At 71.8% G+C, this 26,278-nt stretch carries 25 protein-coding genes and 1 rRNA gene; 3 read left to right on the plus strand and 23 right to left on the minus strand.

The features are described 5' to 3' along the window. Nucleotides 1–154: 154 nt before the first annotated feature. From K6U06_RS10325 to argC, 9 genes are all read right to left on the minus strand, one after another. Nucleotides 155–1,669, minus strand: a 16S ribosomal RNA gene (locus tag K6U06_RS10325). A 487-nt stretch (nt 1,670–2,156) separates the two neighbouring features. After that, complete coding sequence (locus K6U06_RS10330) at nt 2,157–2,807, minus strand: DNA-3-methyladenine glycosylase (protein WP_262322009.1); 651 nt, start codon at nt 2,805–2,807, stop codon at nt 2,157–2,159. Nucleotides 2,808–2,948: 141 nt separating this feature from the next. Next, nucleotides 2,949–4,352 (minus strand): argininosuccinate lyase, encoded by a 1,404-nt coding sequence (gene argH, locus K6U06_RS10335; RefSeq protein WP_262321847.1) that lies wholly within the window; start codon nt 4,350–4,352, stop codon nt 2,949–2,951. A gap of 31 nt (nt 4,353–4,383) precedes the next feature. Next, nucleotides 4,384–5,589: an argininosuccinate synthase gene (locus K6U06_RS10340; protein ID WP_262321848.1), complete on the minus strand. Its 1,206-nt coding sequence runs from the start codon at nt 5,587–5,589 to the stop codon at nt 4,384–4,386. Nucleotides 5,590–5,664: 75 nt separating this feature from the next. Then, nucleotides 5,665–6,132 (minus strand): arginine repressor, encoded by a 468-nt coding sequence (gene argR / locus K6U06_RS10345; protein WP_262321849.1) that lies wholly within the window; start codon nt 6,130–6,132, stop codon nt 5,665–5,667. 10 nt (nt 6,133–6,142) lie between these two features. After that, nucleotides 6,143–7,024, minus strand: a complete 882-nt coding sequence (argF, locus tag K6U06_RS10350) for an ornithine carbamoyltransferase (RefSeq protein WP_262321850.1) — start codon at nt 7,022–7,024, stop codon at nt 6,143–6,145. Beyond that, entirely contained in the window at nt 7,021–8,223 is a 1,203-nt protein-coding gene (locus K6U06_RS10355) for an acetylornithine transaminase (RefSeq protein ID WP_262321851.1), read from the minus strand. The genes argF and K6U06_RS10355 overlap by 4 nt, the downstream gene beginning before the upstream one ends. Continuing rightward, nucleotides 8,220–9,077 carry an acetylglutamate kinase gene (gene argB / locus K6U06_RS10360; protein WP_262321852.1) on the minus strand — a complete coding sequence of 286 codons (858 nt, stop codon included), beginning with the start codon at nt 9,075–9,077 and terminating at the stop codon, nt 8,220–8,222. The genes K6U06_RS10355 and argB overlap by 4 nt, the downstream gene beginning before the upstream one ends. After that, the gene (gene argC / locus K6U06_RS10365) at nt 9,074–10,093 is read right to left on the minus strand and encodes an N-acetyl-gamma-glutamyl-phosphate reductase (protein ID WP_262321853.1); all 1,020 of its coding nucleotides are present in this window, start codon (nt 10,091–10,093) and stop codon (nt 9,074–9,076) included. Before argC ends, argB begins: the two co-directional genes overlap by 4 nt. Nucleotides 10,094–10,233: 140 nt before the next feature. On the opposite strand from argC, the gene K6U06_RS10370 reads away from it, so the two are divergent. Next, nucleotides 10,234–10,434 (plus strand): hypothetical protein, encoded by a 201-nt coding sequence (locus K6U06_RS10370; RefSeq protein WP_262321854.1) that lies wholly within the window; start codon nt 10,234–10,236, stop codon nt 10,432–10,434. Here the strand turns inward: K6U06_RS10370 and K6U06_RS10375 are convergent. The 4 genes from K6U06_RS10375 to K6U06_RS10390 all read right to left on the minus strand — a co-directional run bounded on the left by K6U06_RS10375 (nt 10,394) and on the right by K6U06_RS10390 (nt 15,319). Further along, nucleotides 10,394–12,520, minus strand: a complete 2,127-nt coding sequence (locus K6U06_RS10375; RefSeq protein ID WP_262321855.1) for an MMPL family transporter — start codon at nt 12,518–12,520, stop codon at nt 10,394–10,396. The two genes, K6U06_RS10370 and K6U06_RS10375, sit on opposite strands and share 41 nt — an antisense overlap. A 107-nt stretch (nt 12,521–12,627) precedes the next feature. Continuing rightward, complete coding sequence (locus tag K6U06_RS10380; RefSeq protein ID WP_262321856.1) at nt 12,628–13,434, minus strand: DUF4097 domain-containing protein; 807 nt, start codon at nt 13,432–13,434, stop codon at nt 12,628–12,630. Continuing rightward, the gene (locus K6U06_RS10385; RefSeq protein WP_262321857.1) at nt 13,431–14,075 is read right to left on the minus strand and encodes a response regulator; all 645 of its coding nucleotides are present in this window, start codon (nt 14,073–14,075) and stop codon (nt 13,431–13,433) included. Before K6U06_RS10385 ends, K6U06_RS10380 begins: the two co-directional genes overlap by 4 nt. After that, on the minus strand, nt 14,063–15,319 hold the full coding sequence (locus K6U06_RS10390; protein WP_262321858.1) for a sensor histidine kinase: 1,257 nt from the start codon (nt 15,317–15,319) through the stop codon (nt 14,063–14,065). The genes K6U06_RS10385 and K6U06_RS10390 overlap by 13 nt, the downstream gene beginning before the upstream one ends. Nucleotides 15,320–15,558: 239 nt before the next feature. Between K6U06_RS10390 and K6U06_RS10395 the strand changes: the two genes are divergently transcribed. Next, nucleotides 15,559–17,115, plus strand: coding sequence for an aldehyde dehydrogenase family protein (locus K6U06_RS10395; RefSeq protein ID WP_262321859.1), 1,557 nt, complete (start codon nt 15,559–15,561; stop codon nt 17,113–17,115). A gap of 6 nt (nt 17,116–17,121) precedes the next feature. Here the strand turns inward: K6U06_RS10395 and pheT are convergent, their stop codons facing one another. The 7 genes from pheT to infC all read right to left on the minus strand — a co-directional run bounded on the left by pheT (nt 17,122) and on the right by infC (nt 24,020). Further along, nucleotides 17,122–19,500, minus strand: a complete 2,379-nt coding sequence (pheT, locus tag K6U06_RS10400) for a phenylalanine--tRNA ligase subunit beta (RefSeq protein ID WP_262321860.1) — start codon at nt 19,498–19,500, stop codon at nt 17,122–17,124. Between the two features lie 9 nt (nt 19,501–19,509). Further along, complete coding sequence (pheS, locus tag K6U06_RS10405) at nt 19,510–20,601, minus strand: phenylalanine--tRNA ligase subunit alpha (RefSeq protein WP_262321861.1); 1,092 nt, start codon at nt 20,599–20,601, stop codon at nt 19,510–19,512. After that, nucleotides 20,598–21,731, minus strand: coding sequence for a PAS domain-containing sensor histidine kinase (locus K6U06_RS10410; RefSeq protein WP_262321862.1), 1,134 nt, complete (start codon nt 21,729–21,731; stop codon nt 20,598–20,600). Before K6U06_RS10410 ends, pheS begins: the two co-directional genes overlap by 4 nt. Further along, a complete protein-coding gene (locus K6U06_RS10415) occupies nt 21,724–22,509 on the minus strand; it encodes a TrmH family RNA methyltransferase (protein ID WP_410051016.1) in 786 nt (261 codons plus the stop codon). The genes K6U06_RS10410 and K6U06_RS10415 overlap by 8 nt, the downstream gene beginning before the upstream one ends. A 67-nt stretch (nt 22,510–22,576) precedes the next feature. After that, the gene (rplT, locus tag K6U06_RS10420; RefSeq protein WP_262321864.1) at nt 22,577–22,966 is read right to left on the minus strand and encodes a 50S ribosomal protein L20; all 390 of its coding nucleotides are present in this window, start codon (nt 22,964–22,966) and stop codon (nt 22,577–22,579) included. Between the two features lie 48 nt (nt 22,967–23,014). After that, nucleotides 23,015–23,209, minus strand: coding sequence for a 50S ribosomal protein L35 (rpmI, locus tag K6U06_RS10425; protein WP_262321865.1), 195 nt, complete (start codon nt 23,207–23,209; stop codon nt 23,015–23,017). A 34-nt stretch (nt 23,210–23,243) separates the two neighbouring features. Then, complete coding sequence (gene infC / locus K6U06_RS10430; protein ID WP_262322010.1) at nt 23,244–24,020, minus strand: translation initiation factor IF-3; 777 nt, start codon at nt 24,018–24,020, stop codon at nt 23,244–23,246. A 184-nt stretch (nt 24,021–24,204) separates the two neighbouring features. Here infC and K6U06_RS10435 point away from each other — a divergent pair, with 184 nt between their 5' ends. Then, nucleotides 24,205–24,672, plus strand: a complete 468-nt coding sequence (locus K6U06_RS10435; RefSeq protein ID WP_262321866.1) for a DUF1844 domain-containing protein — start codon at nt 24,205–24,207, stop codon at nt 24,670–24,672. A 28-nt stretch (nt 24,673–24,700) separates the two neighbouring features. Here the strand turns inward: K6U06_RS10435 and K6U06_RS10440 are convergent, their stop codons facing one another. Genes K6U06_RS10440 through ribE form a run of 3 tightly spaced genes read right to left on the minus strand, consistent with a single transcriptional unit; the run spans nt 24,701 to nt 26,271 of the window. Then, on the minus strand, nt 24,701–24,910 hold the full coding sequence (locus tag K6U06_RS10440; RefSeq protein ID WP_262321867.1) for a cold shock domain-containing protein: 210 nt from the start codon (nt 24,908–24,910) through the stop codon (nt 24,701–24,703). Next, a complete protein-coding gene (gene hisG, locus K6U06_RS10445; protein WP_262321868.1) occupies nt 24,907–25,782 on the minus strand; it encodes an ATP phosphoribosyltransferase in 876 nt (291 codons plus the stop codon). The genes K6U06_RS10440 and hisG overlap by 4 nt, the downstream gene beginning before the upstream one ends. A 3-nt stretch (nt 25,783–25,785) precedes the next feature. Next, complete coding sequence (ribE, locus tag K6U06_RS10450) at nt 25,786–26,271, minus strand: 6,7-dimethyl-8-ribityllumazine synthase (protein ID WP_410051026.1); 486 nt, start codon at nt 26,269–26,271, stop codon at nt 25,786–25,788. Between the last annotated feature and the right edge of the window lie 7 nt (nt 26,272–26,278).

A 26,278-nucleotide genomic window follows, 5' to 3' on the forward strand; every position in this document is an offset into this window, starting at 1 on the left:
AGAGGAGAGTCGGGGCTTCCCGCCGGCTCGCATCCTGAGGACACGCCTTGTGAGCGTGCATTGCCTGCAAAAGATGCGAACGGAGGGAAACCAAGTAACTCGTGCGTCAACTTGGGAGTGGACGGATCGTTGTGATCCGCCAAATACTCCTTAGAAAGGAGGTGATCCAGCCGCACCTTCCGGTACGGCTACCTTGTTACGACTTCACCCCAATCACCGGTCCCACCTTCGACAGCTCCCTCCTTGCGGTTGGGCCACTGGCTTCGGGCGTTACCAACTTTCGTGGTGTGACGGGCGGTGTGTACAAGGCCCGGGAACGTATTCACCCCGGCGTTGCTGATCCGGGATTACTAGCGACTCCGACTTCACGCAGTCGAGTTGCAGACTGCGATCCGAACTGAGACCGGCTTTTTGGGATTCGCTCATCCTCGCGGAATAGCAGCCCTCTGTACCGGCCATTGTAGCATGTGTGCAGCCCTGGACGTAAGGGGCATGATGACTTGACGTCATCCCCACCTTCCTCCGAGTTGACCCCGGCAGTCTCCTACGAGTCCCCGGCATTACCCGCTGGCAACATAGGACAAGGGTTGCGCTCGTTGCGGGACTTAACCCAACATCTCACGACACGAGCTGACGACAGCCATGCACCACCTATCGCAGGCCCTTGCGGACACCGTATCTCTACGGCTTTTCCTGCGTAGTTCAACCCAGGTAAGGTTCTTCGCGTTGCCTCGAATTAAGCCACATGCTCCGCCGCTTGTGCGGGCCCCCGTCAATTCCTTTGAGTTTTAGCCTTGCGGCCGTACTCCCCAGGCGGGGCACTTAATGCGTTAGCTACGGCACGGAACCCGTTGAAAGGTCCCACACCTAGTGCCCAACGTTTACGGCGTGGACTACCAGGGTATCTAATCCTGTTCGCTCCCCACGCTTTCGCTCCTCAGCGTCAGTACCGGCCCAGCCCACCGCCTTCGCCACCGGTGTTCTTCCTGATATCTGCGCATTTCACCGCTACACCAGGAGTTCCGTGGGCCCCTACCGGACTCAAGTCATGGCAGTATCGGATGGCGGCTCCAGGTTGAGCCTGGAGGTTTCACATCCGACTTACCAAACCGCCTACGAGCTCTTTACGCCCAATGATTCCGGACAACGCTTGCTCCCTACGTATTACCGCGGCTGCTGGCACGTAGTTGGCCGGAGCTTCTTCTGCAGGTACCGTCATTATCGTCCCTGCTTGAAAGAGGTTTACAATCCGAAGACCGTCATCCCTCACGCGGCGTTGCTGCGTCAGGCTTTCGCCCATTGCGCAAGATTCCCCACTGCTGCCTCCCGTAGGAGTCTGGGCCGTGTCTCAGTCCCAGTGTGGCTGATCGTCCTCTCAGACCAGCTACCCGTCGTTGCCTTGGTGGGCCGTTACCCCACCAACAAGCTGATAGGCCGCGAGCCCCTCCCGAAGCGGAATCCATTTCCTCACCGGACCATGCGATCCAGTGGGGACATCCGGTATTAGCAGCGGTTTCCCGCTGTTATCCCGGTCTTCGGGGCAGGTTGCTCACGTGTTACGCACCCGTTCGCCACTAGGTCTTCTCCCGAAGGATGGACCTCGTTCGACTTGCATGTGTTAAGCACGCCGCCAGCGTTCGTCCTGAGCCAGGATCAAACTCTCCATCGAGATCGTCGTCCCGTCCCCGTAGGAACGGACCGAAAATCATTTGAAGAGTCGGGTGTCGCTCTGGCGAGCATTGACACCCAACTGGCACAAGAACAGATTGTTTGTCCGTCATGTGCTGATTGCTTTGTTGACGAGCACGACGCTGAACTGCCGCGCCATGCACGCCCGCACGAGCTTTTGGCTTCCTCTGTTCCGTTTTCAAGGTGCACTGCCGCAGGTGTACACGCTCCAAGGGAGCGGAGGTACCCTCTGCTTCGGCCGGTCCGGTGCAACCAGTGGTCGCTTCCTTTCCGACTCGCCCGGCGCACCGTGGTGCGTGTTGGGCGGCTTCTCATATTACCACCGGTTGTCAGCTTGTCAAGCAACTTCTTGCTCAACGTTGTGGCCCGGTGTTCTGCGAAGCGGAGGAGACATTAGCGGGGTCGGGACCATCCCGCCAGTCGTACGGTGAGTTATTCGTCACACGCCCGTCACCCGCCGGACATCTTCAGGTGCCGGCGCTCCCCCGCCGGCGGACCGCCGCGGGACGGTAGACGGAGACGTCGGGGTGGCCCGGCACCCAGAACCGCCACGGCCGGTCGGCCCCGGCCCGCAGGCCGACACGAGGGCCGCTGGCCGGTGCCGGCGGCGGGGCGACCCCGTCGTCGACCAGCCACACCCCCTCCCCCGCCCCGCCTGCCCCCGGCGCCAGCCGTCCGGTCACCAAGTCGGCGCCGAGGTGGGCCGGGCCGATCCCGAGCGCACGGCACAGGCGCGCCGGTCCCCGGCACAGATCCCTGGCCCGGGGCGGGGGCGACCCGGCGAGCATGGCGTCCACCCCGGCGACGGGCGTCGCGGCCCGCAGCAGCACCGCCTGGGCCACGCCGGGCGCTGCGCACACCACGTTGGCGCACCAGTGCATCCCGTAGGTGAAGTACACGTAGAGGTGCCCCGGCGGGCCGAACATCGCCGCGTTGCGCGGCGTCCGCCCCCGGAAGGCGTGGCTGCCAGGGTCGTCGCCGCCCCGGTAGGCCTCCACCTCGACGATCCGGGCCGCCCGGCCGCCGGCGGTCACCACCACCTTGTTGAGCAGCGCCGGCGCCACGTCTAGGGCGTCGCCCCGGTACCAGGTGCGGGGCAGGCGCCGGCCGGCCACCATCACGACCTCACCGGCATACCGGCGCTCACCGCCAGACCGGCCCTCACTACCGGCCCTCCGCCTCCACCGCCGGCACCTCCGCCTTCACCGCCGGCACCCTGCCTCCGGCACCGCACCCCGGCCCGCCACGCCGCCCACGGGCTAGCCGGCGGCCAGGCGTACCCGCTCGGCCTCGAGGACCTCGGCGAAGCGGTGCAGCTGGGCGGCGACGGGCACCGGGCCGGCGCCGCCGGGCGTGGTCCGGCGGGTGACCGCGACGCCGGGCTCGAGGAGGGATACCGCGGCCTCCCCGAGCGCAGGGTGGGCCTGCACCAGCTCGGCCAACGGGACGCGCCGCTGGAGGGCGTCGCGCACCAGACCGCCGACGACGGAGTGGGCCTGGCGGAAGGGCATCCCCCGCTCCACCATCCACTCCGCCAGGTCGACCGCGGCGGCCGACTGGGTGTCGGCCGCGGCGCGCATGCGCCCCGCGTCCCACGAGACGCTAGCCAGGAGGCCGGTGAGCGCGGACACCCCGCCGGTGATCTGGTCGACGGCGTCGAAGAGGGGTTCCTTGTCCTCCTGGAGGTCACGGTTGTAGGAGAGGGGAAGTCCCTTCAACGTGGCCAGGAGGCCGGCCAGGTCGCCGATCAGCCGGCCGGACTTGCCGCGGGCCAGCTCCGCGATGTCAGGGTTCTTCTTCTGAGGCAGCATCGAGCTGCCCGTCGCATAGGCGTCGTCGAGGGTCGCGAACCCCCACTCGTCGCTGGTCCAAAGCACCATCTCCTCGCCGATGCGCGACAGGTGCACCCCGATGAGAGTGAGGACGAACAGGCTCTCGGCCACGAAGTCACGGTCCGACACCGCGTCGAGGCTGTTGTCGAAGCGGGCCGCGAACCCCAGGTCGGCGGCGACGCCGTCGGGGTCGAGAGGCAGGCTGCTGCCGGCCAGGGCGCCGGCGCCGAGCGGCGAGACGTCGAGGCGGCGGCGGGCGTCGAAGAGCCGGTCCACGTCCCGGGCAAGCGCCCAGCCGTGGGCCAGGAGGTGGTGGGCCAGCAGCACCGGCTGGGCCCGCTGCAGGTGGGTGTAGCCGGGCAGGTAGATCTCGTCGGCGAACGCCGATTCGGCCCGCGCCAGCAGCACCGACTGCAGGTCGACCACGCGCGACGCCACCTCGAGCAGCGCCCGCTTGGTGAACAGCCGCAGGTCGGTGGCGACTTGGTCGTTGCGGCTCCGGCCGGTGTGGAGCCGGGCGCCGACGTCCCCGGCGATCTCGGTGACCCGCCGTTCGATGGCGGTGTGGATGTCCTCGTCGGCGGCGCCGGCGTCACCGGCGCCGGGCACGAACTCCCCCGTCGCCAGCTCCTCTTCGACCCGGTCGAGCGCGGCGAGGAGGATCCCGGCGTCCTCCTCGGAGAGGATCCCGCCCCGAGCCAGGCCGCGCACGTGGGCGCGCGACCCGGCCAGGTCATCGGTGGCGAGGCGGCTGTCGTAGTGCAGGCTGACGGTGTAACGCCACAGCTCGGCGGCCGGACCGGACCCGAAGCGCCCCTCCCAGAGCGTCACAGCGCCGCCGTCCGGCCGAGCGGGGCGCGAGTCACTCGCCGCCCGAGGCGCGCCCGACCTGGCGCGCCGCCCACGTGGCGACCCCTAGCCCCCAGAGCCGCACGAAGCCCTCGGCGTCTTGGTGGCGGAACCGGTCGGCGGCCTCGTAGGTCGCCAACGCGTAGTCGTACAGGCTGACCTCGGAGCGCCGTCCGGCCACGATGCAGCGGCCGGGCAGCTCGCAGCGCAACCGCACGTCTCCGGTCACGAACTCCTGGCTCTTGTCGACGAACGCGTCCAGGGCCTGCTTGAGCGGCGAGAACCACAGCCCGTCGTACACCAAGTCGGCGTAGCGGGGCTCGAGGCGGGCCTTCTCGTGGGCCAGGTCGCGCTCGAGGGTCAGGTCCTCCAGGTCGGCGTGGGCCATGAGGAGGGCCAGCGCACCGGGGCATTCGTAGATCTCCCGGCTCTTGATGCCGACCCGGCGGTTCTCCACCATGTCGATGCGACCCCAGCCGTAGCTGCCGACGATCCGGTCGACCTCGCCGATCAGCTCGTGGAGGGGCAGGCGGCGGCCGTCGATGGCGACGGGCAGCCCCTGCTCGAAGGAGATGACCAGCTCGACGGGGTCGGTCGCGGTCGGGGTGGTCAGCTCGTAGACGTCCTCGGGGGGAGCCTCCCAGGGGTCCTCGAGGATCCCGCACTCGATGGTCCGGCCCCACAGGTTCTGGTCGATGGAGTACGGGCTGGACTTGGTGACGGTGATCGGGATGTTCCACCGCTCGGCGTACTCGATGGACTGCTCGCGGGTGAGGCCCCAGCCCCGGACCGGGGCGATGACCTCGAGGTCGGGGGCCAGGGCCATGGTCGACACCTCGAAGCGGACCTGGTCGTTGCCCTTGCCGGTGCAGCCGTGGGCGATGGCGTCGGCGTTGAACTGGCGGGCGGCGGCGACGAGGTGCTTGACGATGACCGGTCGCGACAGGGAGGAGATGAGCGGGTACTTGCCCTCGTACTTGGCATTGGCCTTGAGGGCCGGCGCGACGTACTCGTTGGCGTACTCCTCGCGCAGGTCCAACACGATGGCCTCGACGGCGCCGGCGGCCTTGGCCCGCTCCTTGATCTCGTCCCAGTCGCCGCCCTGGCCGACGTCCGCGGCCAGCGCGATGACCTCGACGCCGAGCTCCTCGCCCATCCAGCGGACGGCCACGGACGTGTCCAGGCCACCGCTGTAAGCCAGTACCACTCGCTTCGCCATTGCTCTCTCGTTCCTTCTGTTGGTGTTGTTTTTTGGGGGGTGTCGGTGCTTAAGGGGTCGGGGAAAAGGGGCCGGTCAGAGGCCGGCCAGCTCGCGCAGGGAGGCCCCGACGCGGCCGCCGGCAGGGCCGGACTCGGCGATCACCAGCAACGTGTCGTCGCCGGCGACGGTGCCGATGATGCCCGGCAGGCCGGCCCGGTCCAGGGCGGAGGCGACGACATGGGCCGATCCGGGCGGGGTGCGCACGACCACCAGGTTGGCAGACGAGGCCACCTCGACGACCCACTCGCCGAGCACCCGGCGCAGGTGGTCGCCGGGAGCGACCCGGTCCTTGGGCAGCTCCGGCACCGCGTAGACCGACTCCCCGCCGCCGGTGCGGACCTTCACCGCGCCGAGATCCTCGAGGTCGCGAGACACCGTCGCTTGGGTCGCGTCGACTCCGGCCGCGGCGAGCAGCTCGACGAGCTGGGCCTGGCTGGTGACCGCCTCGCTCTCGAGGATCTGCCCGATGCGGTGCTGGCGCTGGTTCTTCGAGAGCCTCACCGTGCGCCCCTCACCGCAATATCCACTGCAGCAGGCCGCGCGCCGCGTGCATCCGGTTGGCCGCTTCGGCCCACACCAGGCTGGCCGGCCCGTCGATCACCTCGGCGGTGACCTCCTCGCCCCGGTGGGCCGGCAGGCAGTGGAGGAACACCGCGTCTGGCCCGGCTCCCGACATCAGCTTGGAGTTCACCTGATAGCCGGCGAAGGCGTCCAGGCGGGCCGCTTGCTGGTCCTCCTGGCCCATCGACACCCAGGTGTCGGTGACCACGACGTCGGCGCCGGCGACCGCGTCGGCCGGGGTGGCGACGACTTCGACGGGACCGAACCCGCGGGCCGCGTCGAGCGCCACCTCGTCGAGGCCGTGACCGGGCGGGCACGCCACGCGCACCGTGATCCCGCTCATCGCCGCGGCCAGGGTCAGGCTCCGGGCGACGTTGTTGCCGTCCCCGACCCACGCCAGGGTGCGCCCGGCCAGGGCCCCCCAGCGCTGGCGGAGGGTGAGGAGATCGGCCAGCGCCTGGCAGGGGTGGGCGACGTCGGAGAGCAGGTTGACCACCGGGATCACGTCGAGGGCAGCCATCTCCTCGAGCACCCGGTGCTCGAACACCCGGGCGCCGAGCACCGCGTGGTACTGGGCCAGGACCATCGTGACGTCCCGTACCGGCTCGCGGACGCCGAGGCCGATCTCCTCGGCCCGGATGGTCACCGGGTGGCCGCCGAGGCCGACGACGGCCATCTCGGTGGAGTTGCGGGTGCGGTTGGAGGGCTTCTCGAAGATGAGCGCCGCGCCCCGACCGGCCATCACCTGCGGGGCGGGGACCACCTCGGCCAGGTCGAGGACCGTCGTGAGGTCGTCGGGGGTCAGGTTGTCGATGTCGAGAACGTGTCTCATGCGTCCGATCCGGGTGTCGCGGCCAGGGCCCGGCCCAGGCGGCGGATGGCTTCGTCGATCTCGTCGGCGCTGACCAGCAGCGACGGCGCGAGGCGCAGCGACGTGGCGGTCACCGGGTTGACGACCAGGCCTTCGCCGAGCGCCGCGGCGGCGACCGCCCGGGCGTCGAGGCCCGGGTCGAGTTCGGCGGCGAGCAGCAGGCCGAGTCCCCGGACCGACGCGACGCCGGGAAGCTGGCGCAGGGCGGACGCCAGGTGGGCGCCGGCCTTCTCGGCCCGGGCGGGGGCGTCCTCGGCCTCCATGACGGCCAGGACCGCCTTGGCCGCCGACGCCGCCAGGGGCTGGCCGCCGTAGGTGGTCCCGTGGTCGCCGGGCACGAACGAGGCGGCGACCTCGTCGCGGGCCCAGCAGGCGCCGATCGGCATGCCGTTGCCCAGCGCCTTGGCCATGGTGACGATGTCGGGCTGCACGTCGTAGTGCTGGAAACCGAACCAGCGGCCGGTGCGGCCGAGCCCGGCTTGGACCTCGTCGACGATCATCAGCAGGTCCCGCTCGTCGCAGAGCCGGCGAACCGCGGCGAAGTAGCCGGGACCGGCCGGGTTGACGCCTCCCTCACCTTGCAGCGGCTCGATCAGCACCGCGGCGACGGACGGGTCGATGGCCGCCTCCAGCGCCGCGGCGTCGTTCCACGCCACGTGCCGGAACCCTTCGGGCAGGGGCTGGAACGGCTCGTGCTTGGCCGGCTGCCCGGTGGCGTGCAGGGTGGCCAGGGTGCGGCCGTGGAAGCTGCCGAACGCGCTGATCACCACGTAGCGGCCTTGGCCGCCGACGACCGGACCGGCCCACTTCCGGGCCAGCTTGATGGCGCACTCGTTGGCCTCGGCGCCGCTGTTGGTGAAGAACACCTTGCCCGGCCCGGCGTCGATCAGCCGGTCGAGGGTGGCCGCCACCTCCGGCCCGGGGCGGGTGCCGTACAGGTTGGAGGTGTGCAGCAGCGTCGTGGCCTGCTCGCAGATCGCCGCCGCGACCGTCGGATGGGCGTGGCCGAGGGACGTGACGGCCAGCCCGGACAGGAAGTCCAGGTACTCCTTGCCGTCGTCGTCGAAGAGGTGGGCTCCCGAGCCGCGCACGAAGGTCACGGGCGGTTCGGGGTAGGTCGACATCAGGTGGGCCCGGTAGCCGGGCGCAGCGTCGCTCATGGGAGCACCATCGTTCCGATCCCTTCGTCGGTGAAGATCTCGAGGAGCAGGGCGTGGGGGGCGCGCCCGTCGAGGACGTGCGCGGAGCCGACCCCGGCGCGCACCGCGGCGACGCAGCTGCGGACCTTCGGGATCATCCCCTCGCCGACGGTGCCGTCGGCGAGGAGCGGCTCGAGGTCGTCGGCGGTGATCTGCGATATGCGGGTGGAGGGGTCGGTCTTGTCGGTGCGGATGCCGTCCACGTCGGTGAGGTACACCAGCTTCGCCGCGCCGACGGCCGCGGCGATGGCCCCCGCCGCGGTGTCGGCGTTGATGTTGTACGCCTGACCGGCGCCGTCGGTGCCGATCGTGGCGACGACGGGGATCAGGTCCTCGGCCATGAGCCGGCGCAGGAGGTCGGGGGCGACGGTGGCGACGTCGCCGACGAAGCCGAGGGCCGGGTCCCGCTCCGTCGCGGTGAGGATGGAGGCGTCCTCGCCCGACACGCCGACGGCGAGCGGGGCGTGGACGTTGATGGCGGAGACCAGATCCCGGTTGACCTTCCCGACCAGCACCATCCGGGCGATGTCGAGCGTCTCGGCGTCGGTCACCCGCAGGCCGTCGCGGAACTCGGGGACCTTGCCCAACCTCTCCATCATCTCGCCGATCTGCGGGCCGCCGCCGTGGACCACCAACGGGTGCATGCCCACGCTGCGCATGAGGACCACGTCGCGGGCGAAGCCGGCCAGGTCCTCGGCGCCGCCGTCCGCGCCCATGGCGTTGCCGCCGTACTTGACGACCACCACCTGACCCCAGAAGCGCCGGATGTAGGGCAGCGCCTCGACCAGCACGCCGGCTTTGACCTCGGGCGTCAAGGGTAGAGACCCGCGATCGGGAGGCCGGCGGTCTCGTCGTAGCCGAGGGCCGCGTTGGCGCACTGGATGGCCTGGCCCGCAGCTCCTTTGGTCAGGTTGTCGAGCGCGCAGATGGCCACCACCCATCCGGTGCGGGGGTCGCGCCGGGCGGTCAAGTGCGCGGTGTTGGAGCCGAGGGTGGCCTTGGTCGAGGGGGACCGTTCCGACACCACGACGAAGGGCTCACCCCGGTACGCGTCGCGCAGCACCTCGAGGGGGTCGGGCGCACCGGGAGTGGGCCGCAGGTAGCAGGTGGCCAGGATGCCGCGGTTCATGGGTGCCAGGTGCGGGGTGAACAGGACCTGGGCGCCGGTGGCCTGCTCGATCTCGGGCGTGTGGCGGTGATTGAGCAGCCCGTAGGCGCTGAAGTCCTCGTCGACGGAGTTGAAGTGGGTGTTGGCCTTCAAGGCCCGGCCGGCGCCGGACACGCCGCTGGCCGCGTCGACGATGACGCCGGTCGCTTCGACCGCCCCGGCCCGCACGAGCGGGGCGATGGCCAGCGACGCGGCGGTCACGTAGCAGCCGGCGGCGGCGACCAGCCCGGCGCCCGGCAGGTCGTCGCGGAACAGCTCGGGGAGACCGAAGGCCGCGGCGGGCAGCAGCTCGGGGTAGCGGTGGGCCTCGCCGTACCACGTCGGGTACAGCTCGGGGTCCTTCAGCCGGAAGTCCGCGGCCAGGTCGACCACCAGCTCGTGATCCTCGATCAGTGCGGCCACCAGATCCTGCGAGGCGCCGTGAGGCAACGCCAGGAACACCACGTCGGCGCCCTCCGCGGCCTCCACGCCGGTCGGGGCGTAGACGGTGTCGGGGTACACCCCGGCCAGGCTGGGGTACAGCTCAGCGACAGGGACCCCCGACTGGCTCTCCGCGCTGACCGCCGTCACGTTCAGGTGCGGGTGGCCGGCGAGCAGGCGCAAAAGCTCGGCCCCGGCGAAGCCGGAGGCACCGAGGACCGCAGCCTGGCGGGAAGACGACACGCCGACGATCATACACAGCGGTGCATAGTCATGCGACCGGGTAGCGGCCCGGGCCTGTGGACAACCGGCTTGTTGTGCACATCGAAGTCACAGCGACCGGGGTCTGGTTGCGCACAGGCGGACCGGCGCATGATGGGCCCATGGCCTTCGAGGTGACGCTCAGCGACGACTCCGTGGAGCAGGTGGAGGGGGCCGACTCCTACTGTCAGGAGGGCCCCCTCACCACCTTCTACGGCAACGACCGACCCCGACCGCTGGACAGCTGGAGCGTCAAGGTAGCCAGCTACCGCACCGACCGGATCACCCGGATCCGGCGGCTGAGCTCCCTGCCCGCGGCCTGAGCGCCTTGGGGAGCTCGTCTGCGGGGGCTTCGGGGCGGACGGCTCGGCCTGGCATCCACCACGTCCACTTGCCGAGGACGGTCATGATCGACGGGGCCAGGACCAGTCGCACCACCGTGGCGTCGAACGCGATGGCGACGGCCAGGCCGACGCCGAGCACTTTGAGAGCCACCAGGTTCGAGGTGGCGAAGGAGCCGAACACCAGGACCATGATCGTCGCGGCGGCGGTGATCAGTCGCGACGTGGAGGCCATGCCGGTGATCACCGACAGGCGGGGGCCGGCGCCGCCGTCCCACGATTCCCTGATGGCGCTGACGAGGAACACCTCGTAGTCCATCGACAGGCCGAACACGATGGCGAAGACCATGACCGGGATCCAAGGGGCGATCGGGGCGGCCGAGGTGCCGAGCAGCCCGGTCCCCCACCCCCACTGGAACACCGCCACGATGACCCCGAAGGAGGCGGCCACCGACACCAGGTTGAGCACGACGGCCTTGAGCGGCACCAGTACCGATCGCAGCATCACCATGAGCAGGAGCATGGAGATGGCGAGGACCGCGCCGACGAAGAGGGGCAGGCGCTGCGCCGTGTAGGCGGCGAAGTCGATGCTGCTCGCGGTGTCGCCGCCCAGGTGGACCGCGACCCCGTCGGAGCGTTCCATGGCGGGTACGACATCGTGGCGCAGGTGGCGCAGCAGGTGTTCGGTGGCCGGCGACGCGGGGCCGGTCGTCGGGACCGCCTCGAACACCGCGACGCGCCCGGAGGGCGACGTCTGCACCGGGCCGACGGAGGCCACCCCCGCCACCTTGGCCACCGTCGCCGCCACCGCCCCGGCGCCGCCGCGGGTCACGCCGGGACCGTCGACCACGACGAGGATCGGTCCTTCCGTCCCGGGGCCGAAAGCCGACGCGGTGAGGTGGTAGGCGGTGCGGGTCGTGCTGCCGGCGGGGTCGGTGGCCGCCCCCGGCTGGCCGAGGTGCAAGCGGGCGAAGGGCACGGCCAGCACCACCGCGACGACGAGCGCGGCCAGGGCCCACTGGCGGGGCCGGCGGGTGACCACGGCCGCCCACCGGGCCCCGCCGCCGACCCTGCCGCCGGCGCCGACGCGACCCCGGCGCCGGCCCCGCCCCCGACCGGCGTCGAGGCGGTCGCCGAGCAAGGCGATCATGGCGGGCAGCAGGGTGAGCCCGGCGGCGACCGCGACGGCCACCCCGAAGGCCAGCCCCACCGCCAGGCCGGTGAAGGTGGCCATGCCGATCAGCATCATCCCGAGCGAGGACACCATGACCGTCGCTCCGGCGAGGACCACTGCCCGCCCGGCGCGCCCGACGGCTTCGACCGCGGCGTCGTGATGGCCGCGGCCGGCCGCCCGGGCGGTCCGGTAGCGGGTGAGGATCAGCAGGGAGTAGTCGATCCCGACGCCGATGCCGATCATGGCCACCACCTGGGTGGTGAAGTCGGCCATGCCGACCAGGTGGGAGAGCACCTGAACGCCGGGGATCGCCACACCGATCCCGAGCAGGGCGACGAGGATCGGCGGCCCGGCCGCGATCAGCGACCCGAAGGCGATCACCAGCACAACCAGCGCGGCGAGGATCCCGATGATCTCCGAGGAGGGAACCGACCCGCTGCTGAACGCGTCTCCGCTGAAGGCCACGGTGACCCCCTGGCGTTGGAGGGCACGGGCCCGCTGCTCGAGGGTGGTGGCGGCCGCCGCGGCGGGGTGCCCGACGGCGAGGGACAGTTCCGCCCGGCCGACCGGCGAGCCTCTAGGCGCCATCTGCAGCGGCCCGACGGTGACCACTCCGGGTACCTGCGCGGCCTGCTGCAAGAACGCGGTGACCGCAGGGTTATGGCCGGCGACGGGCGAGAACACGACGCTGTCGCTCTGGGCGTCCTTGGCCGGCAGGTTGCGGGCCAGTACGTCGTACGCCTTTTGGGAGTCGGTGCCGGGGAGGCGGTCGGCGGTGAGCCAGGTGCCTCCCGCGGCCTGGCCGACGCCGACGGCGACGACGAGCAGCAGGAGCCAGCCGCCCAGCACCCGGCGGGGGTGGCGGAAGCATGAGGACGCGAGGCGTCGGAGCATTGAGGGTTCCTTTCGGGACGCGAGGGGAGGAAGGGCGCGCCGGCTGGACGCGCCCGGGGTACTGCGGGGTGTGCGACGGGCCCGGTGCGGGACCGGGCGCCGGGGGTTCAGCCGGATCGCAACCTGACCGACCCGTTCGAGCTCGACGCGTTGATGGTGCGCGCCGCGGTTGGGTCGGTGGGGATTTCGATGGTCGTGTGGGCGCCGGCGATGACGTGGTACGGGCCGCTGGCGGCGGGAACGGTGACCGTCACCGTCCCGTTGCCGGAGTGGGCGCCGACCTGGAGAGGCGCGGCCGCGAAGGCGAGGCTGACCGACCCGTTGCCGCTGCTGGCCGTGACGGTCGGGTCGGCCAGCCCGACGGCGATCACCGACCCGTTGCCGGAGTGGGCCCGCAGGGCGCCGCCCAGCCCGGAGAGGCGCACAGTGCCGTTGCCGCTGGACGCGTCGACGTCGCCGTGCACACCGCTGACGGTCACCGTGCCGTTACCGGAGTGGGCGTAGACAGCCGCGCCGGCCGGTGCGGTCACCGTGTAGGACAGCCGGCACCACGTGTTGTCGAGGGGCAGGGCGCAGCCGGAGCGGATCTTCAACACACCGCCCGCCAGCTGCTCGTCGTCGCTCGGTGTGCTCAGGCCGCGGTCGCCGGCGGCCACGACCCGGACCCCTTGGCCGGGGCCGGCGACGACGGTCACCGATCCGTTGGAGACGTCGACGTCGACGGCGGTGACGGGACCGGCGAAGCTGCGGCTGTGGTGGATCGGCTGGCGGGCGACGTTGCCGAGCACCGACCAGCCGGCGCCGACCAAGGCGACGACGAGGAGCGAGAGACCCGCGGCGCGCCACCCCCGGGCGTGGCTGGCCGGGGCGATCACACCGAAGGTCGAACCGCCGGTCCCGTCAGGGCCGGTCATTGCTGGGACCACCGCAGCACGGCGAGCACCCGACGGTGGTCGGACTCGGCGGGGGGCAGGTCGAGCTTGGCGAAGATGCTGCTCACGTGCTTCTCCACTGCTTTGTCGGACACGATCAGGTTGGCGGCGATGGCCTGGTTGCTGCGCCCCTCGGCCATCAGGGACAGGACTTCGCGTTCCCGCTTGGACAGCCGGGCCAGCGGATCGCGCTGGCGGCTGCGGGCCAGGAGCTGGCTGATCACCTCCGGGTCGAGGGCGGTGCCGCCCGACCCGACCCGGCGCACCGCGTCGAGGAACTCGGGGACGTCCGCGACGCGGTCTTTGACCAGGTAGCCGAGCCGCTCGGTGCCCGCCGCGATCAGCTCGGTGGCGTAGGTCTCCTCGACGTACTGGGAGAGGACGAGGATGCCCACCGCCGGGCAGTCGCGGCGGATCTGCACCGCGGCCCGCAGGCCGTCGTCGGTGAGGTCGGGCGGCATCCGGACGTCGACGATGGCGACGTCGGGCTGCAGCCGGCAGGCCACGTCGAGCAGCGCCGGGGCGTCGCCGACCGCGGCCACCACTTCCTCGCCGGCCTCCTCCAGGAGCCTGGTGAGACCGGCGCGCAGCAGCACCGAATCCTCGGCGATCACGATGCGCACGGGATCTCCACGATCACGCTGGTCGGTCCGCCGGGCGGGCTGATCACCGTCATCCACCCCTCGAGGGCCCGGACCCGGGCGTCGAGGCCGGCGAGGCCGCTCCCGGAGGGATCGGCGCCGCCGTGGCCGTCGTCGCGCACGTCGACGACCAGCGACGCCGGGCCGGCAGCCACGCTGACGCTGGCGCGGGTCGCGCCGCTGTGGCGGGCCACGTTGGTCAGCGCCTCGGTGACCACGAAGTACGCCGCGCTCTCCACCGGGGCGGGCAGGCGACGGGGCAGCTCGACGCGCAGGTCTACAGGCACCGGGCAGCGGGCCACCACCGCGGACAGGGCCGCGTCGAGGCCCCGATCCGACAGCACCGCCGGGTGGATGCCCCGCACCAGGTCCCGCAGCTCGGAGAGAGCCGCCTTGGCCTCGTCGTGGGCGGTGCCGATGAGAGCCCTGGCCCGTTCCGGGTCGGCGTCGAAGCTCTCCCTGGCCCGCCCCAGCTCCATAGCCAGGCTGACCAGCCGCTGCTGGGCGCCGTCGTGGAGGTCGCGTTCGATGCGCTGGCGTTCGGTCTCTGCGCCGGCGACCGCCGCGCCCCGGCTCTCCTCCAGCTTGGCCACCCGCGCCGCGAGGAGCGGCTCGGGGCGGGCCGCGAGCAGGTTCCGGGCCAGGCTGCTGACCGCGGCGACGGCGGTCACGGTCAGCCACGGGGCGACGACGGCGAGGACCGCGGCGCCGAGCAGGGTCGCCCACGGGCGTCCGGCGTCGAAGGTGACGATCCCGAAATGGGCCCGCCGGTCGGGCAGCAACGGGCCGAACAGGGGCAGCCCGGCGAGGACCGCGCCGGCGGCCCAGGCGGTGATCGCCACCGCTCCGAGGAGGCCGCCGACCAACGGCTCGACCAGCAGGTAGGCGATCTCCCGCCACCGGCTGGCGCTGCGCAGCCGGGCGGACATGCGCCCCAGGCGCGACGGGGCGGTCAGCGGCTGGTGCGGGTAGGCCAGCTCGACGCCGAGGAGAGCCGCCGCCCGGGACCGCCCGACGCGGCCCAGCCCCTCGGCCAGGGCGAAGCCCAGCCAGAGGATCGGGACGGCCGCCAGGCTGAGGACGATGCTGGCGAGGAACGACAGGCCGACCGCCAGGATCACCGCGACCACGGCGAAGGGGACCCACCCGACCGTGACGTCGGTCGCCAGGTAGGCCAGTCCCCACAGGGTGCTGGGCCGCCAGGGGCGCAGGACGGTTCGGATCACGCTTCGGCCCTAAGCCAGCCGCCCGGGGCCTGGAATGGGGCCCTCCCGTGTCCCCGGCGTGGGGGTATCCCTACCCGCCGGCCGAGAAAGGGTCCCATGCGTCGGCGGCCGGTTACCTTCGGCCCTGGGTGCCGGCCAGGGCGAGCCGTAGCGTCAGCGGCGACAACAGTCTCCCGCCGAGACGCCTGTGCCGCCTTTCGGTGGAAGGCACAGACGCAGCACCGCAAGGAGACCTGACCATGACCGTGACGACGACAGAGAAGACCGTCCAGGGAACCGTGTACACCCCTCCGGGCCAGCCGGGGAGCATCGTCGAGGTCAAGTCCCGCTACGAGAACTACATCGGGGGCAAGTGGGTCGAGCCGGTCCACGGCGAGTACATGCTCGACCTGTCGCCGGTCAACGGCGAGCCGATCTGCGAGGTGGCCCGCTCCAGCGCGGAGGACATCGAGCTGGCCCTCGACGCCGCCCACGCAGCCAAGCAGGCGTGGGCCGAGACGTCACTGACCGAGCGGGCCAAGGTCCTCAACCGCATCGCGGACGCCATCGAGGCCAACCTGGAGATGCTGGCGGTGGCCGAGACGTGGGAGAACGGCAAGCCAGTGCGCGAGACCCTCGCCGCCGACATCCCCCTCTCCGCCGACCACTTCCGCTACTTCGCCGGAGAGACCCGGTCCCTGGAAGGGTCGAGCACCGAGATCGACAAGGACACCGTCGCCTACCACTTCCACGAGCCGCTCGGCGTCGTCGGGCAGATCATCCCGTTCAACTTCCCGCTGCTGATGGCGGCCTGGAAGCTGGCCCCGGCCCTGGCCGCAGGCAACTGCGTCGTCCTCAAGCCGGCGTCGCCGACCCCGTGGTCGATCCTCAAGCTGGCCGAGGTGATCGGCGACCTGCTGCCCCCGGGGGTGCTCAACATCGTGACCGGTCCCGGGGCGGAGATCGGCAAGGCGCTGGCCACCAACCCGCGGATCAGCAAGATCGCGTTCACCGGCGAAACCACGACCGGCCGGCTGATCATGCAGTACGCGGCGGAGAACATCATCCCCTCGACCGTCGAGCTCGGCGGGAAGTCCCCGAGCATCTTCTTCGCCGACGTGATGGCGGCCGACGACGCGTTCCTCGACAAGGCCGTGGAGGGCCTGGTCCTCTACGCGTTCAACAAGGGCGAGGTGTGCACCTGCCCGTCGCGGGCGCTGGTCCAAGAGTCGATCTACGACGAGTTCATGGCCCGCTGCTTGGACCGCATCGCGAAGATCCGCCAGGGCAACCCGCTCGACACGACCACCCAGATCGGCCCGCAGGTCTCCCAGCACCAGCTGGACAAGATCGCCTCCTACGTGGAGATCGGCCACGACGAGGGCGCCGAGTGCCTGATCGGCGGTCACCGGGTCGAGCCCGGCGGTGACTTGTCGAAGGGCTACTACTTCGCCCCGACCGTGCTGAAGGGCGACAACGGCATGCGGGTGTTCCAAGAGGAGATCTTCGGGCCGGTGCTGGCCGTGACCACCTTCAAGGACGAGGCCGACGCCGTCCGGATCGCCAACGACACCCTCTACGGCCTCGGGGCCGGGGTGTGGACCCGCGACGGCAGCCGGGCGTACCGCGTCGGGCGGGCCATCCAGGCCGGCCGGGTGTGGACCAACTGCTACCACCTGTACCCCGCCGGCGCGGCGTTCGGTGGTTACAAGATCTCCGGCGTCGGTCGGGAGAACCACCGGATGATGCTCGAGCACTATTCGCAGACCAAGAACCTCCTGGTCAGCTACAGCCCCGAGCCGCTCGGCCTGTTCTAGCCGGCGTCAGGCCCGCAGCTCGCCGCCGTGCGCGGCGGCGACCGCCTCGATGACCCGGGAGCGGATCGTGGCCAGCTCAGCGTCGGTCAGGGTCCGCTCCGGGCTGCGGAAACGCAGCCGGAACGCCAGGCTGCGCCGGTCGTCGCCGACGCCGCGGTACACGTCGAAGAGCCGCACCGACTCGAGCAGCTCCCCCGCCGCGGCGGCCACGGTGGCGTGGACCGCGGCGGCCGGCTCGGTGTCGGCCACGACGAACGCCAGGTCGACGTCGCTGGCCGGGTACCGGCTGACCGGCCGGGCCTGGAGGCTGCGGCGGGGCAGGCCGAGCAGGTGGGGCAGGTCGACGCTCAGCCACGCCACCCGGCCGGCGACGCCGTAGCCGGCGCTGACGTCGGGATCGACCTCGCCGAGGACGCCGAGCGGCCCGTCGGGGCCGACGACGCGCGCCGAGCGCCCCGGGTGCAAACCCGGCACTTCGCCGGCCACCACCTGGAGATCCTCGAGACGTAAGGCGTCGACGAGCACCGCCCAGATCCGGGCTGCGACCCGGCCGTCGACGCCGGCGCCGGACGCGACCGCGGCGAGGGTCTCGATCTCCTCGGGTACCACCGCGTCCCCCGCCGGCGGCTCGAACACCCGCCCGATCTCGAAGAGCCGCAGGTCCGGCTCCTGGCGGTCGGCGTTGAAGCGCAGCGCCTTGAGCAGCCCGGGGAGCAGCGACGTGCGCAGGATCGACTCGGAGCGGTCCAGCGGGTTTTCGATCTCGACCGCGTGCGGGGACAGACCGGCGCGCTCCAGGTCGCCGGGGGCCAGGAAGGTGGTGGTCCACGCCTCGGACAGGCCGGCGCCGGCGAGGATGGCGCGCACCGCCCGCCTCTGCTTCTGGTAGGCGGTGAGACCGGCCGCGGTCCGCTCGCCGGAGGGCACCGTCCGCTCGATGCGCCGGTAGCCGTGGAGGCGGGCCACCTCCTCGATCACGTCGATCTCCCTGGAGCTGTCGGGACGCCACGGCGGGACCGCCACCGACTGCACCCCGTCGCCGGCGTGGTGGGTGGCGAAGCCGATGGAGTCCAGCAGCCCGGCGATGACGTCCTCGCCGAGCGACGTGCCGAGCAGGGCGTTGACCCGCTCGGTGCGCAGCAGCACCGTCGGCGGGGTCGGCAGCTGGTCGTCGGCTCGGACGTCGACGGTGGCGCCGCGGCGCAGGCCTGGGCAGCCCGACTCGCGAAGCAGCCCGATGAACCGCTCGACCGCCCGGTCGGCGATCTCCGGGTCGATGCCCCGCTCGAAGCGGTACCGGGCCTCGCTGTGCAGCTTGAGGCGGGTGCCGGTGCGGGCGATGGCCATGGGCGTGAAGTAGGCGGCCTCGAGCAGGACCGTGGTGGTCGCGTCGGTGGTCTCCGACGCCGCGCCGCCCATGATCCCGGCCACCCCGACCGGCCGGGACGTGGCGTCGCAGATGACGCAGTCGTCGGTGTCGAGGGAGCGTTCGACGTCGTCGAGGGTGGTTACGGTCTCGCCGGGCCCGGCCCGGCGCACGACGATGCCGCCGCCGGCCAGCCGCTCGAAGTCGTAGGCGTGGTTGGGTTGGCCCACGTCGAGCATGACGTAGTTGGACACGTCGACGACGTTGTTGATCGGGCGCATCCCGGCCAGGGCCAGCCGGCGGGCCAGCCACGTCGGTGACGGCCCGACCTCGACGCCGGCGAGGACCGTGCCGGTGAAGCGGGGGCAGAGGTCGGGGTCCTCGACGGTGATGGCGGCTCGGGGCAGGGACCCGTCGACCGCCGGCGTGTCCAGCTCCGGGTAGGCGAAAGGGAGGTGCAGCGCGGCGGCCAGGTCCCTGGCGATGCCGGCCATGCACAACGCGTCGGGTCGGTTGGCGGTGATGTCCAGGTCGAACACCACGTCGGGGCGCAGGTCGAGGGCCTCGGCGAGGGGCGTCCCGGGAGGGGCCAGGCCGGGCGGCAGGATCAGCAGGCCGTCGACGCCGGCCACTTCGGGGAGGCCCACCTCGCCGGGCGCGCAGAGCATCCCGTTGGACCACTCGCCCATCATCTTGCGCCGGCCGATCTCCATGCCGCCGGGCAGGACGGTCCCGATGGTGGCGAGGGGCACCAGGTCGCCGACGGCCATGTTCCACGCGCCGCAGGCGATCTGGAGCGCGTCGCCGTCGCCCCGGTCGACGTCGACGAGGCGGATACGGTCGGCTTTCGGGTGGGGTCGGATGTCGAGGATGCGCACGACCTCGACGCCTCGCAGGTCGGCGCCGATGCGCTCGACGCCGTCGACGACCAAGCCGAGCTCGGAGAAGGCGGTCGTCAGCTGCTCGACGGGGGCGTCGAAGGGCGCGTAGTCACGCAGCCAGGAGAGAGGGGCTCGCACGGGTGGCTCCTAGAACTGGGTGAGGAAGCGGATGTCGTTGTCGAGCAGGGCGCGCATGTCGGCCAGGCCGGTGCGTACCTGCGCCAGGCGGTCGATCCCGAACCCGAACGCGAAGCCGCTGTACACGTCGGGGTCGATCCCGACCGCGGCGAAGACGTTGGGGTCGACCATCCCGCACCCCCCGAGCTCGATCCAGCCCGACCCCGAACAGGTCCGGCAGCCGTCGCCGCCGCAGATGGGGCAGGTGACCTCGAACTCGCCGGACGGCTCGGTGAAGGGGAAGTAGGACGGGCGCAGACGGGAGTGGATGTCGGGACCGAAGAACGACGTGGTGAACGCCTCGATCGTGCCGGCCAGGTCGGCGAAGGTGATGCCCCGGTCGACGACTAGGCCTTCGATCTGGTGGAACACCGGGAGGTGGCGGGCGTCGGGGGTGTCGCGCCGGTAGCAGCGGCCTGGCATGACCGCGTAGATCGGCGGCCGCTGGCGCTCCATCAGGCGGACCTGCACCGGCGAGGTGTGGGTGCGCAGGAGAACGGTCTCGGGCGCGCCGAGCTTCAGGTAGAGGGTGTCCCACATCCCCCGAGCCGGGTGGGCCGGCGGCATGTTGAGCGCCTCGAAGTTGTACCAGTCGGTTTCGGCCTCGGGGCCCTCGGCGACCGCGAAGCCGAGCGCCACGAAGGTGTCCTCAAGCTCGTCGCGGGTCTGGGTCACCAAGTTGAGGTGGCCCCGCAGCACCGGTTGGCTGCTCTCTCCCCCAGCGGCCAGCGCCACGGCCTCGGTCAGGTCGAGGCGTTCGGCCTCGATGCGGGCGTGGCGCTCGGCGGCGGCCAGCACGACGCGGCGGGCTTCGATCTGTTCCACCACCCGGGCCCGGGCCGCGTTGATCACCGCGCCTGCCGTCCGGCGGGCGTCGGGGTCGAGGGACCCGAGGGTGGTGTTCAGCCGGGCGAACGCCGAGCGCTTGCCGACCGTCTCGGCCTGGACCCGGCCCAGCTCGGCGGGCGAAGACGCGCCGGCCACCGCGTCGGCGGCGGCCGCCTCGGCGGCGGCGACCTGCTCGGCGAGGTGGTCGGGGGATTGGGGCTTGGGGTCTGTCACGGCTCCTGGAGCTTCTCTACATCGACGACGGGCAGGGTGAAACGGAACGAGGCTCCCTGCCCGGGAGGGGACTCGGCGGTCAGCGCCCCGCCGTGGGCCTCCACCAGTCCCCGGCTGATCCACAGCCCGAGACCCGAACCGGTGGGCTTGCCCTCGGAACGGCGGAAGAACTTGGTGAAAACCTTCGGCAGGTCTCCCGACGGTATGCCCTCGCCCCGGTCGGTCACCACCACGTTGATCATCTCGCCGGGCGGCGGGGTGGCGGGAGTGACCCGTCCCTGCACCAGAAGGCCTTCGGGCGTGGCGTACTTGCAGGCGTTCTCGACCAGGTTGGTGAGGACCTGCTCGAGCTTGTCGGGGTCGGCCCACGCCTGGGGCATCGCCTCGTCGAAGCGAATGTCGGCGTCGAGGTCGGGGTACTCGAGGCGGACCTTGGCGACCACGGTCGCGGCCAGGCGGGCCACGTCGACGAGCTGGCGGCGCAGGACCAGGCGGCCGGTCTCGAGCCGGCTGATGTCGAGCAGCTCGGTGATGAGGCGCACCACCCGGTCGGCGTCGTGGTTGACCTGTTCGAGCATCATCCGCTTCTGGTCGTCGCTCAGCCGGTCCCACCGGTTGAGCATCAAGCTGGTGTAGCCCTTGACCGACGTGAGCGGAGAGCGCAGCTCGTGGCTGACGGTGGACACCACCTCGATGGCGCTCGGTTCGCCCCCGACGCGTCGCGGTGGGCGCCGCAGCGACAGGACCGCTCCCGCGACCAGCCCGGCCCGGTCCCGCAGGTAGGTGCCGGCCGCGATGACCGTCACGTCTGTGCCGTCGGCCCTGCGCACGGTGACCGGGCGCGGCGGGATCGCCCGCACCGATCGGAGGGCCGCGCCGCGGGGCCAACCGTCGGGCCACAGCGGCCGGCCGGTGTCGTCGCGCGCCGACAGGGCGCTTCGGCAGTCCTGACCGGCGAGCGGCGGGCCGCCGCCGAGGAGAGCGACCGCCGCCTGGTTGTACCCGGTGATCCGCCGGGCTTCGTCAAGGACCAGCGTGGCGTCGGGCAGCGCCGCGAGGAGGGCGCCGCCGCCCGCCAGCACCGCCTCGGCCGGGATCGCCTCGCCGGCGAGCACCGCCGGCTCAGGCATGGGTCAGCGCGGCGGGGGCCCGGCGCTGGCGGGCCGCCTCGAAGCAGAGCACCGCGGCGGCCATGCCGACGTTGAGTGACTCGGAGCGCCCGGCCATCGGGATGGTGACCAGCCCGTCGAGGTGGCCCTCCACCGACGGCGGCAGACCGGTCGCCTCGTTGCCGAGCACCAGGGCGGTCGGTCCCCGAAGGTCGGTGTCGGTGTAGGCGACGCCGTCGCGGGCGACGGTGCCCAGCCGGCGCAGGCCGAGGCCCCCGAGCGCGTCGAGCGCGTCGGCGGGCGACGGTCCGGCTACCACCGGGACGTGGAACACCGCCCCGGCGGAGGCCCGGACGGTCTTCGGGTTGTACAGGTCGACCGACCCTTCGCAAAACACCACAGCGGCCGCGCCGCTGGCCTCAGCGGAGCGCAGGACCGTCCCGGCGTTGCCCGGGTCGCGCACGTCCGCGCAGACCACGACCAGCGCCGGGCCGGCGACGTCGATCTGCTCCAGGGGGACATCGACGGTGGCGACCACCGCGAGGAGGGCCTGGGGGGTGACGGTGCCCGCCACCCGCTCCAGCACGCCGGGGGCCAGGTCGAAGACCCGGGACCCGGCGTCGGCGGCCCGGGCGACGACCGCCTCCTCTTCGGGGCCGGCGGAGCGGTCGACGTAGACCGACTCGACGCGGGCGCCCGCGGCCAGGGCCTCGCCCAGCACCTTGGTCCCCTCGACCACGAAACACCCTTCGGCCAGGCGCGTGCTGCGGCGCCCCAGGAGGCGCCGCAGCCGTTGCACCCGTTGGTGCCGGTAGGTGAGGGCCGTCAGGATGACCGCCGGGGCGGGGCTGTCCGGGCTCCGGGTCCTACGCCGACTTCGTTCCGGCGCTGCCCGCGTCGGCGGGGACCGCCTGGCGGGCCACCTCGACGAGCGCGGCGAACGCGGCGGGCTCGCGCACGGCCAGGTCGGCCAGGACCTTGCGGTCGACCTCAACCTCGGCGATGCGGAGGCCGGCGATGAGACGGCTGTAGCTCATGTCGTGCAGGCGGGCCGCGGCGTTGATCCGCTGGATCCACAGCTGCCGGAAGTCGCCCTTGCGGGCCCGGCGGTCGCGGAACGCGTACTGCAGCGAGTGCATGACCTGCTCGTTGGCCGCCCGGTAGCTGCGGCTCTTGTTGCCGTAATAGCCCTGGGCTTGCTCCAGGACTGCACGGCGGTGCTTGCGACTGTGGACCGAGCGCTTGACCCGTGCCATTGCAGGCTCCTTCTTCTGTTCGTGGGGATGGGGTCGGTGGGGTGGGGCCTACAGCCCGAGCAGGCGCTTGACGGCCTTGGCGTCGCCGGGGGCCACCTCGACCTCGCGCCCGAGGCGGCGGGTCCTGGTGCTCGACTTCTTCTCGAGGATGTGGCTGCGGAACGCCTGGCGCCGGCGGAGGCGGCCGGTGCCGGTCACCTTGAACCGCTTGGCGGCGCCGCGGTCAGTCTTCATCTTGGGCATCGTCGTTGCTCCTGTCTGGACTTCGCCGGCGGGTTCAGGCCGACGGTCCCCCACCGGGGGCCGGTGAGGGCTGGTTGCTGCTCGCCGCGGCGACCGGGGGTGCCGGCGCTGCGGTACTGCTCTGTCCTGCGGACCCGTCGGAGCCAGCGGGCTGGGCGGGTGCGCTGGGCGCGGGGTTCGCCCCGGCCGAGGCGGGGGCGTCGGGCGCCGGTCCGCCGGCCGGCGGCTGGCCGCCGTCGGGAGACTGGCCGCCCTCGGGGGGTTCGCCGCCGGCCTTCGCAGGCTTGGGGGGCTGCCTCCGGTCGGGCGCCAACACCATGATCATGTTGCGGCCGTCGAGCTTGGGGGCCGCCTCGACCTTGGCCACGTCGCCGACCGTCTCGGCCACGTGATCGAGGATTTTCTTACCGAGCTCGGGGTGGCTCATCTCGCGACCCCGGAACATGATGGTGATCTTGACCTTGTGGCCCTCTCCTAGGAAGCGGGCCACCTGGCGGGTCTTGGTGTCGAAGTCACCGGTCCCGATCTTCGGGCGGTACTTCATCTCCTTGATGCTCGTGCTGGTGGTCTTGCGGCGGGACTCTTTCGCCCGCTGCGCCGCTTCGTACTTGAAGCGGTTGTAGTCCATGATCCGGCACACGGGCGGGTTGGCATCAGGAGCGACCTCCACCAGGTCCAGATCGAGCTGGCGGGCGATCGACAGGGCCTCGGGCAGGGGTTTCACACCCAGCTGACCCCCGTCGGAGTCGATGAGGCGGACCTCCCTGGCCCTGATCCGGTCGTTCATCCGGTGCTCGTGTTGCTCAGCTATGCGAGTTCACTCCTTGGGTTGGCGCGTGTGGGCACACGCGAAAAGGGACAGGCGTCGAGAGAGCAACGCCCGCCCCTGGCGGTCGATCAACCCGGCGCACCTACCCCAGAAGCGGGGTGCAGTGGACGGGTGGGGGCGGTGAGGCCCCGCTTCTCGATGAAGTTGTACTGGATAGGGTAGCGCAATGAGCACGCTTTGGACGCCCGATGGGGAGCGACCGATCCGGCGGGGACCCGAGCCGGCCTCCCCGAGCGGGGCTACGCCGCCGCCGGCTGCGCCTCCCGGCGGCGGTCAGGCACCCCCGGCGGGCGGGCCCGGCGGCCCCGGCGCCACCCCCGAGGAGGCGGAGATGCTGGCCCACCTCGAGGAGCTGCGCCAGCAGCTGGCCGAGGCCCCGGCCGAGGCGGTGATCGCCAACCACGCCTACGGGCTGTTCGAGCTGGCCGCGGTGCACCTGTCGCTGCAGCCGCCGCAGCTGGCGCAGGCCCGGCTGGCCATCGACGCCCTGGCCGCGCTGGTCGAGGGACTGGAGGGGCGCCTCGGGGAGGCCGAGCCCCAGCTGGCCGACGGTTTGACCCAGCTGCGGAACGCGTTCGTGGAGATCACCGCGGCGCTGCGCCGCAGCCAGGCGGAAGCCGGCCAGCAGCCCTAGCCCGACCGGCCGGCGCCGGCCGGTCCGCTCAGGTGAGCGGTCGGACCTCGACCGCCTCCCACCGGCCGCCGTGGGCGGCCGCCAGCGAGTACTCGACGCGAACCCCGACCGGGATGGTCCGCGAGCCGTCGGCGATCTGGGTGCAGTGGAACCGGTAGCTGCCCCCGTCGTCGCCGGCGACGGCGCCCAGCCCGACGTGCTCGTCGAACTCGCCGACGGTGCCCCGCTGCGTGGTCACGGGACGATCTTGGCGATCGGCAGTTCGATGATGTCGGTCGCTCCGTGGTCCTTCAGGGCCGGGATCAGCGTGTTGATCGTCGCTTTGGGGACCACCGCCTCCACCGCGTAGCCGTCGGTGCCGAACAGCTTCGAGATCGTCGGGGACTTCATGGCCGGGACGATGGCGATCACCGCGTCGAGGTCGGGTTCGCTGACGTTGAGCTTCACCAGGACCCGGGTGCGGGCCACCAGGGTGCCCTCGAGCAAGCTGTGGAGCTGCTGCATGGCGTGGCGCTTGTCGTCGTCGGCCCACGCCAAGGGGTGGGCGACCAGCTCGGTGTAGGACTCGAGGATGGTGTCGACGATGCGCAGCCCCGCGGCCCGAAGGGCCCGGCCGGTCTCGGTGATCTCGACCACCGCGTCGGCGATCTCGGGGATCTTGGCTTCGGTGGCCCCGTAGGACAGCCGGACGTCGGCTTTGATGCCGTGCCGCTCGAAGTAGCGCGTCGCGAGCCCCACGTACTCGGTGCTGACCCGCACCCCGTCGTCGAGGTCGGTGACGGTGCGCACCGGCGAGTCGGCGGCGACGGCCAGCACCACTTTGATCGGCCGCGACGTCGCTTTGGAGTAGCGCAGCTGGCCGAGGGAGTGGACGTCGCTGCCGGTCTCTTCGATCCAGTCCCGGCCGGTGATCCCGAGGTCGAACATCCCCTCGGCGACGTAGCGGGGGATCTCCTGCGGGCGCAGGATCCGCACGTCGGCGATCCGGGGGTCGTTGATCGTCGCCCGGTAGTCGACCTCCGAGGAGCGGGTCACCGCCAAGTCGGCGGCCTCGAACAGCTCCAGGGTGGCCTTCTCGAGCGATCCTTTGGGCAGGACCAGGCGCAGCACGGCCTAGACCGACCGGGGCACGATCTGGCGGAGCAGGTCGGCCATCTCCAGCGCCGTCGCCGCCGCTTCGGCTCCCTTGTTGCCGGCTTTGGTGCCGGCCCGCTCGATCGCCTGCTCGATGGTCTCGGTGGTGAGCACCCCGAACACGACCGGCACGCCGGTGTCGAGACCGGCTTGGGCCACGCCGGAGGCGGCGTGGCCGGCGACGAGGTCGTAGTGGCCGGTGGCGCCGCGGATCACCGCGCCGAGGGTGACGATCGCCTGGTACCGGCCGGACGCGGCGAGGGACTTGGCGACGAGGGGGATCTCGAAGGCTCCCGGCACCCACACCACGTCGACGGAGCCCTCCCCCACCCCGTGGCGGGTGAAGGTGTCGAGGGCGCCGGCGAGGAGACGCTCGGTGATGAAGTCGTTCCACCGGCTGCACACCACCGCGAACGACTGGGTCCCGGCGGGCGCGACGATCCGGCCCTGGTAGGTGGTGCCCACCACCGGC

Origin of the sequence: Acidiferrimicrobium sp. IK, from assembly GCF_025499425.1 — a bacterium.
GTDB lineage: Bacteria > Actinomycetota > Acidimicrobiia > Acidimicrobiales > Palsa-688 > Acidiferrimicrobium.

What these genes read in the sequence shown, in the direction of transcription:
- K6U06_RS10330 (WP_262322009.1), bottom strand. Translation starts at nt 2,807, where the DNA reads ATGGTGGCCGGCCGGCGCCTGCCCCGCACCTGGTACCGGGGCGACGCC.
- K6U06_RS10340 (WP_262321848.1), bottom strand. Translation starts at nt 5,589, where the DNA reads ATGGCGAAGCGAGTGGTACTGGCTTACAGCGGTGGCCTGGACACGTCC.
- argF (WP_262321850.1), bottom strand. Translation starts at nt 7,024, where the DNA reads ATGAGACACGTTCTCGACATCGACAACCTGACCCCCGACGACCTCACG.
- K6U06_RS10355 (WP_262321851.1), bottom strand. Translation starts at nt 8,223, where the DNA reads ATGAGCGACGCTGCGCCCGGCTACCGGGCCCACCTGATGTCGACCTAC.
- K6U06_RS10370 (WP_262321854.1), top strand. Translation starts at nt 10,234, where the DNA reads ATGGCCTTCGAGGTGACGCTCAGCGACGACTCCGTGGAGCAGGTGGAG.
- K6U06_RS10375 (WP_262321855.1), bottom strand. Translation starts at nt 12,520, where the DNA reads ATGCTCCGACGCCTCGCGTCCTCATGCTTCCGCCACCCCCGCCGGGTG.
- K6U06_RS10380 (WP_262321856.1), bottom strand. Translation starts at nt 13,434, where the DNA reads ATGACCGGCCCTGACGGGACCGGCGGTTCGACCTTCGGTGTGATCGCC.
- K6U06_RS10395 (WP_262321859.1), top strand. Translation starts at nt 15,559, where the DNA reads ATGACCGTGACGACGACAGAGAAGACCGTCCAGGGAACCGTGTACACC.
- K6U06_RS10410 (WP_262321862.1), bottom strand. Translation starts at nt 21,731, where the DNA reads ATGCCTGAGCCGGCGGTGCTCGCCGGCGAGGCGATCCCGGCCGAGGCG.
- rplT (WP_262321864.1), bottom strand. Translation starts at nt 22,966, where the DNA reads ATGGCACGGGTCAAGCGCTCGGTCCACAGTCGCAAGCACCGCCGTGCA.
- rpmI (WP_262321865.1), bottom strand. Translation starts at nt 23,209, where the DNA reads ATGCCCAAGATGAAGACTGACCGCGGCGCCGCCAAGCGGTTCAAGGTG.
- K6U06_RS10435 (WP_262321866.1), top strand. Translation starts at nt 24,205, where the DNA reads ATGAGCACGCTTTGGACGCCCGATGGGGAGCGACCGATCCGGCGGGGA.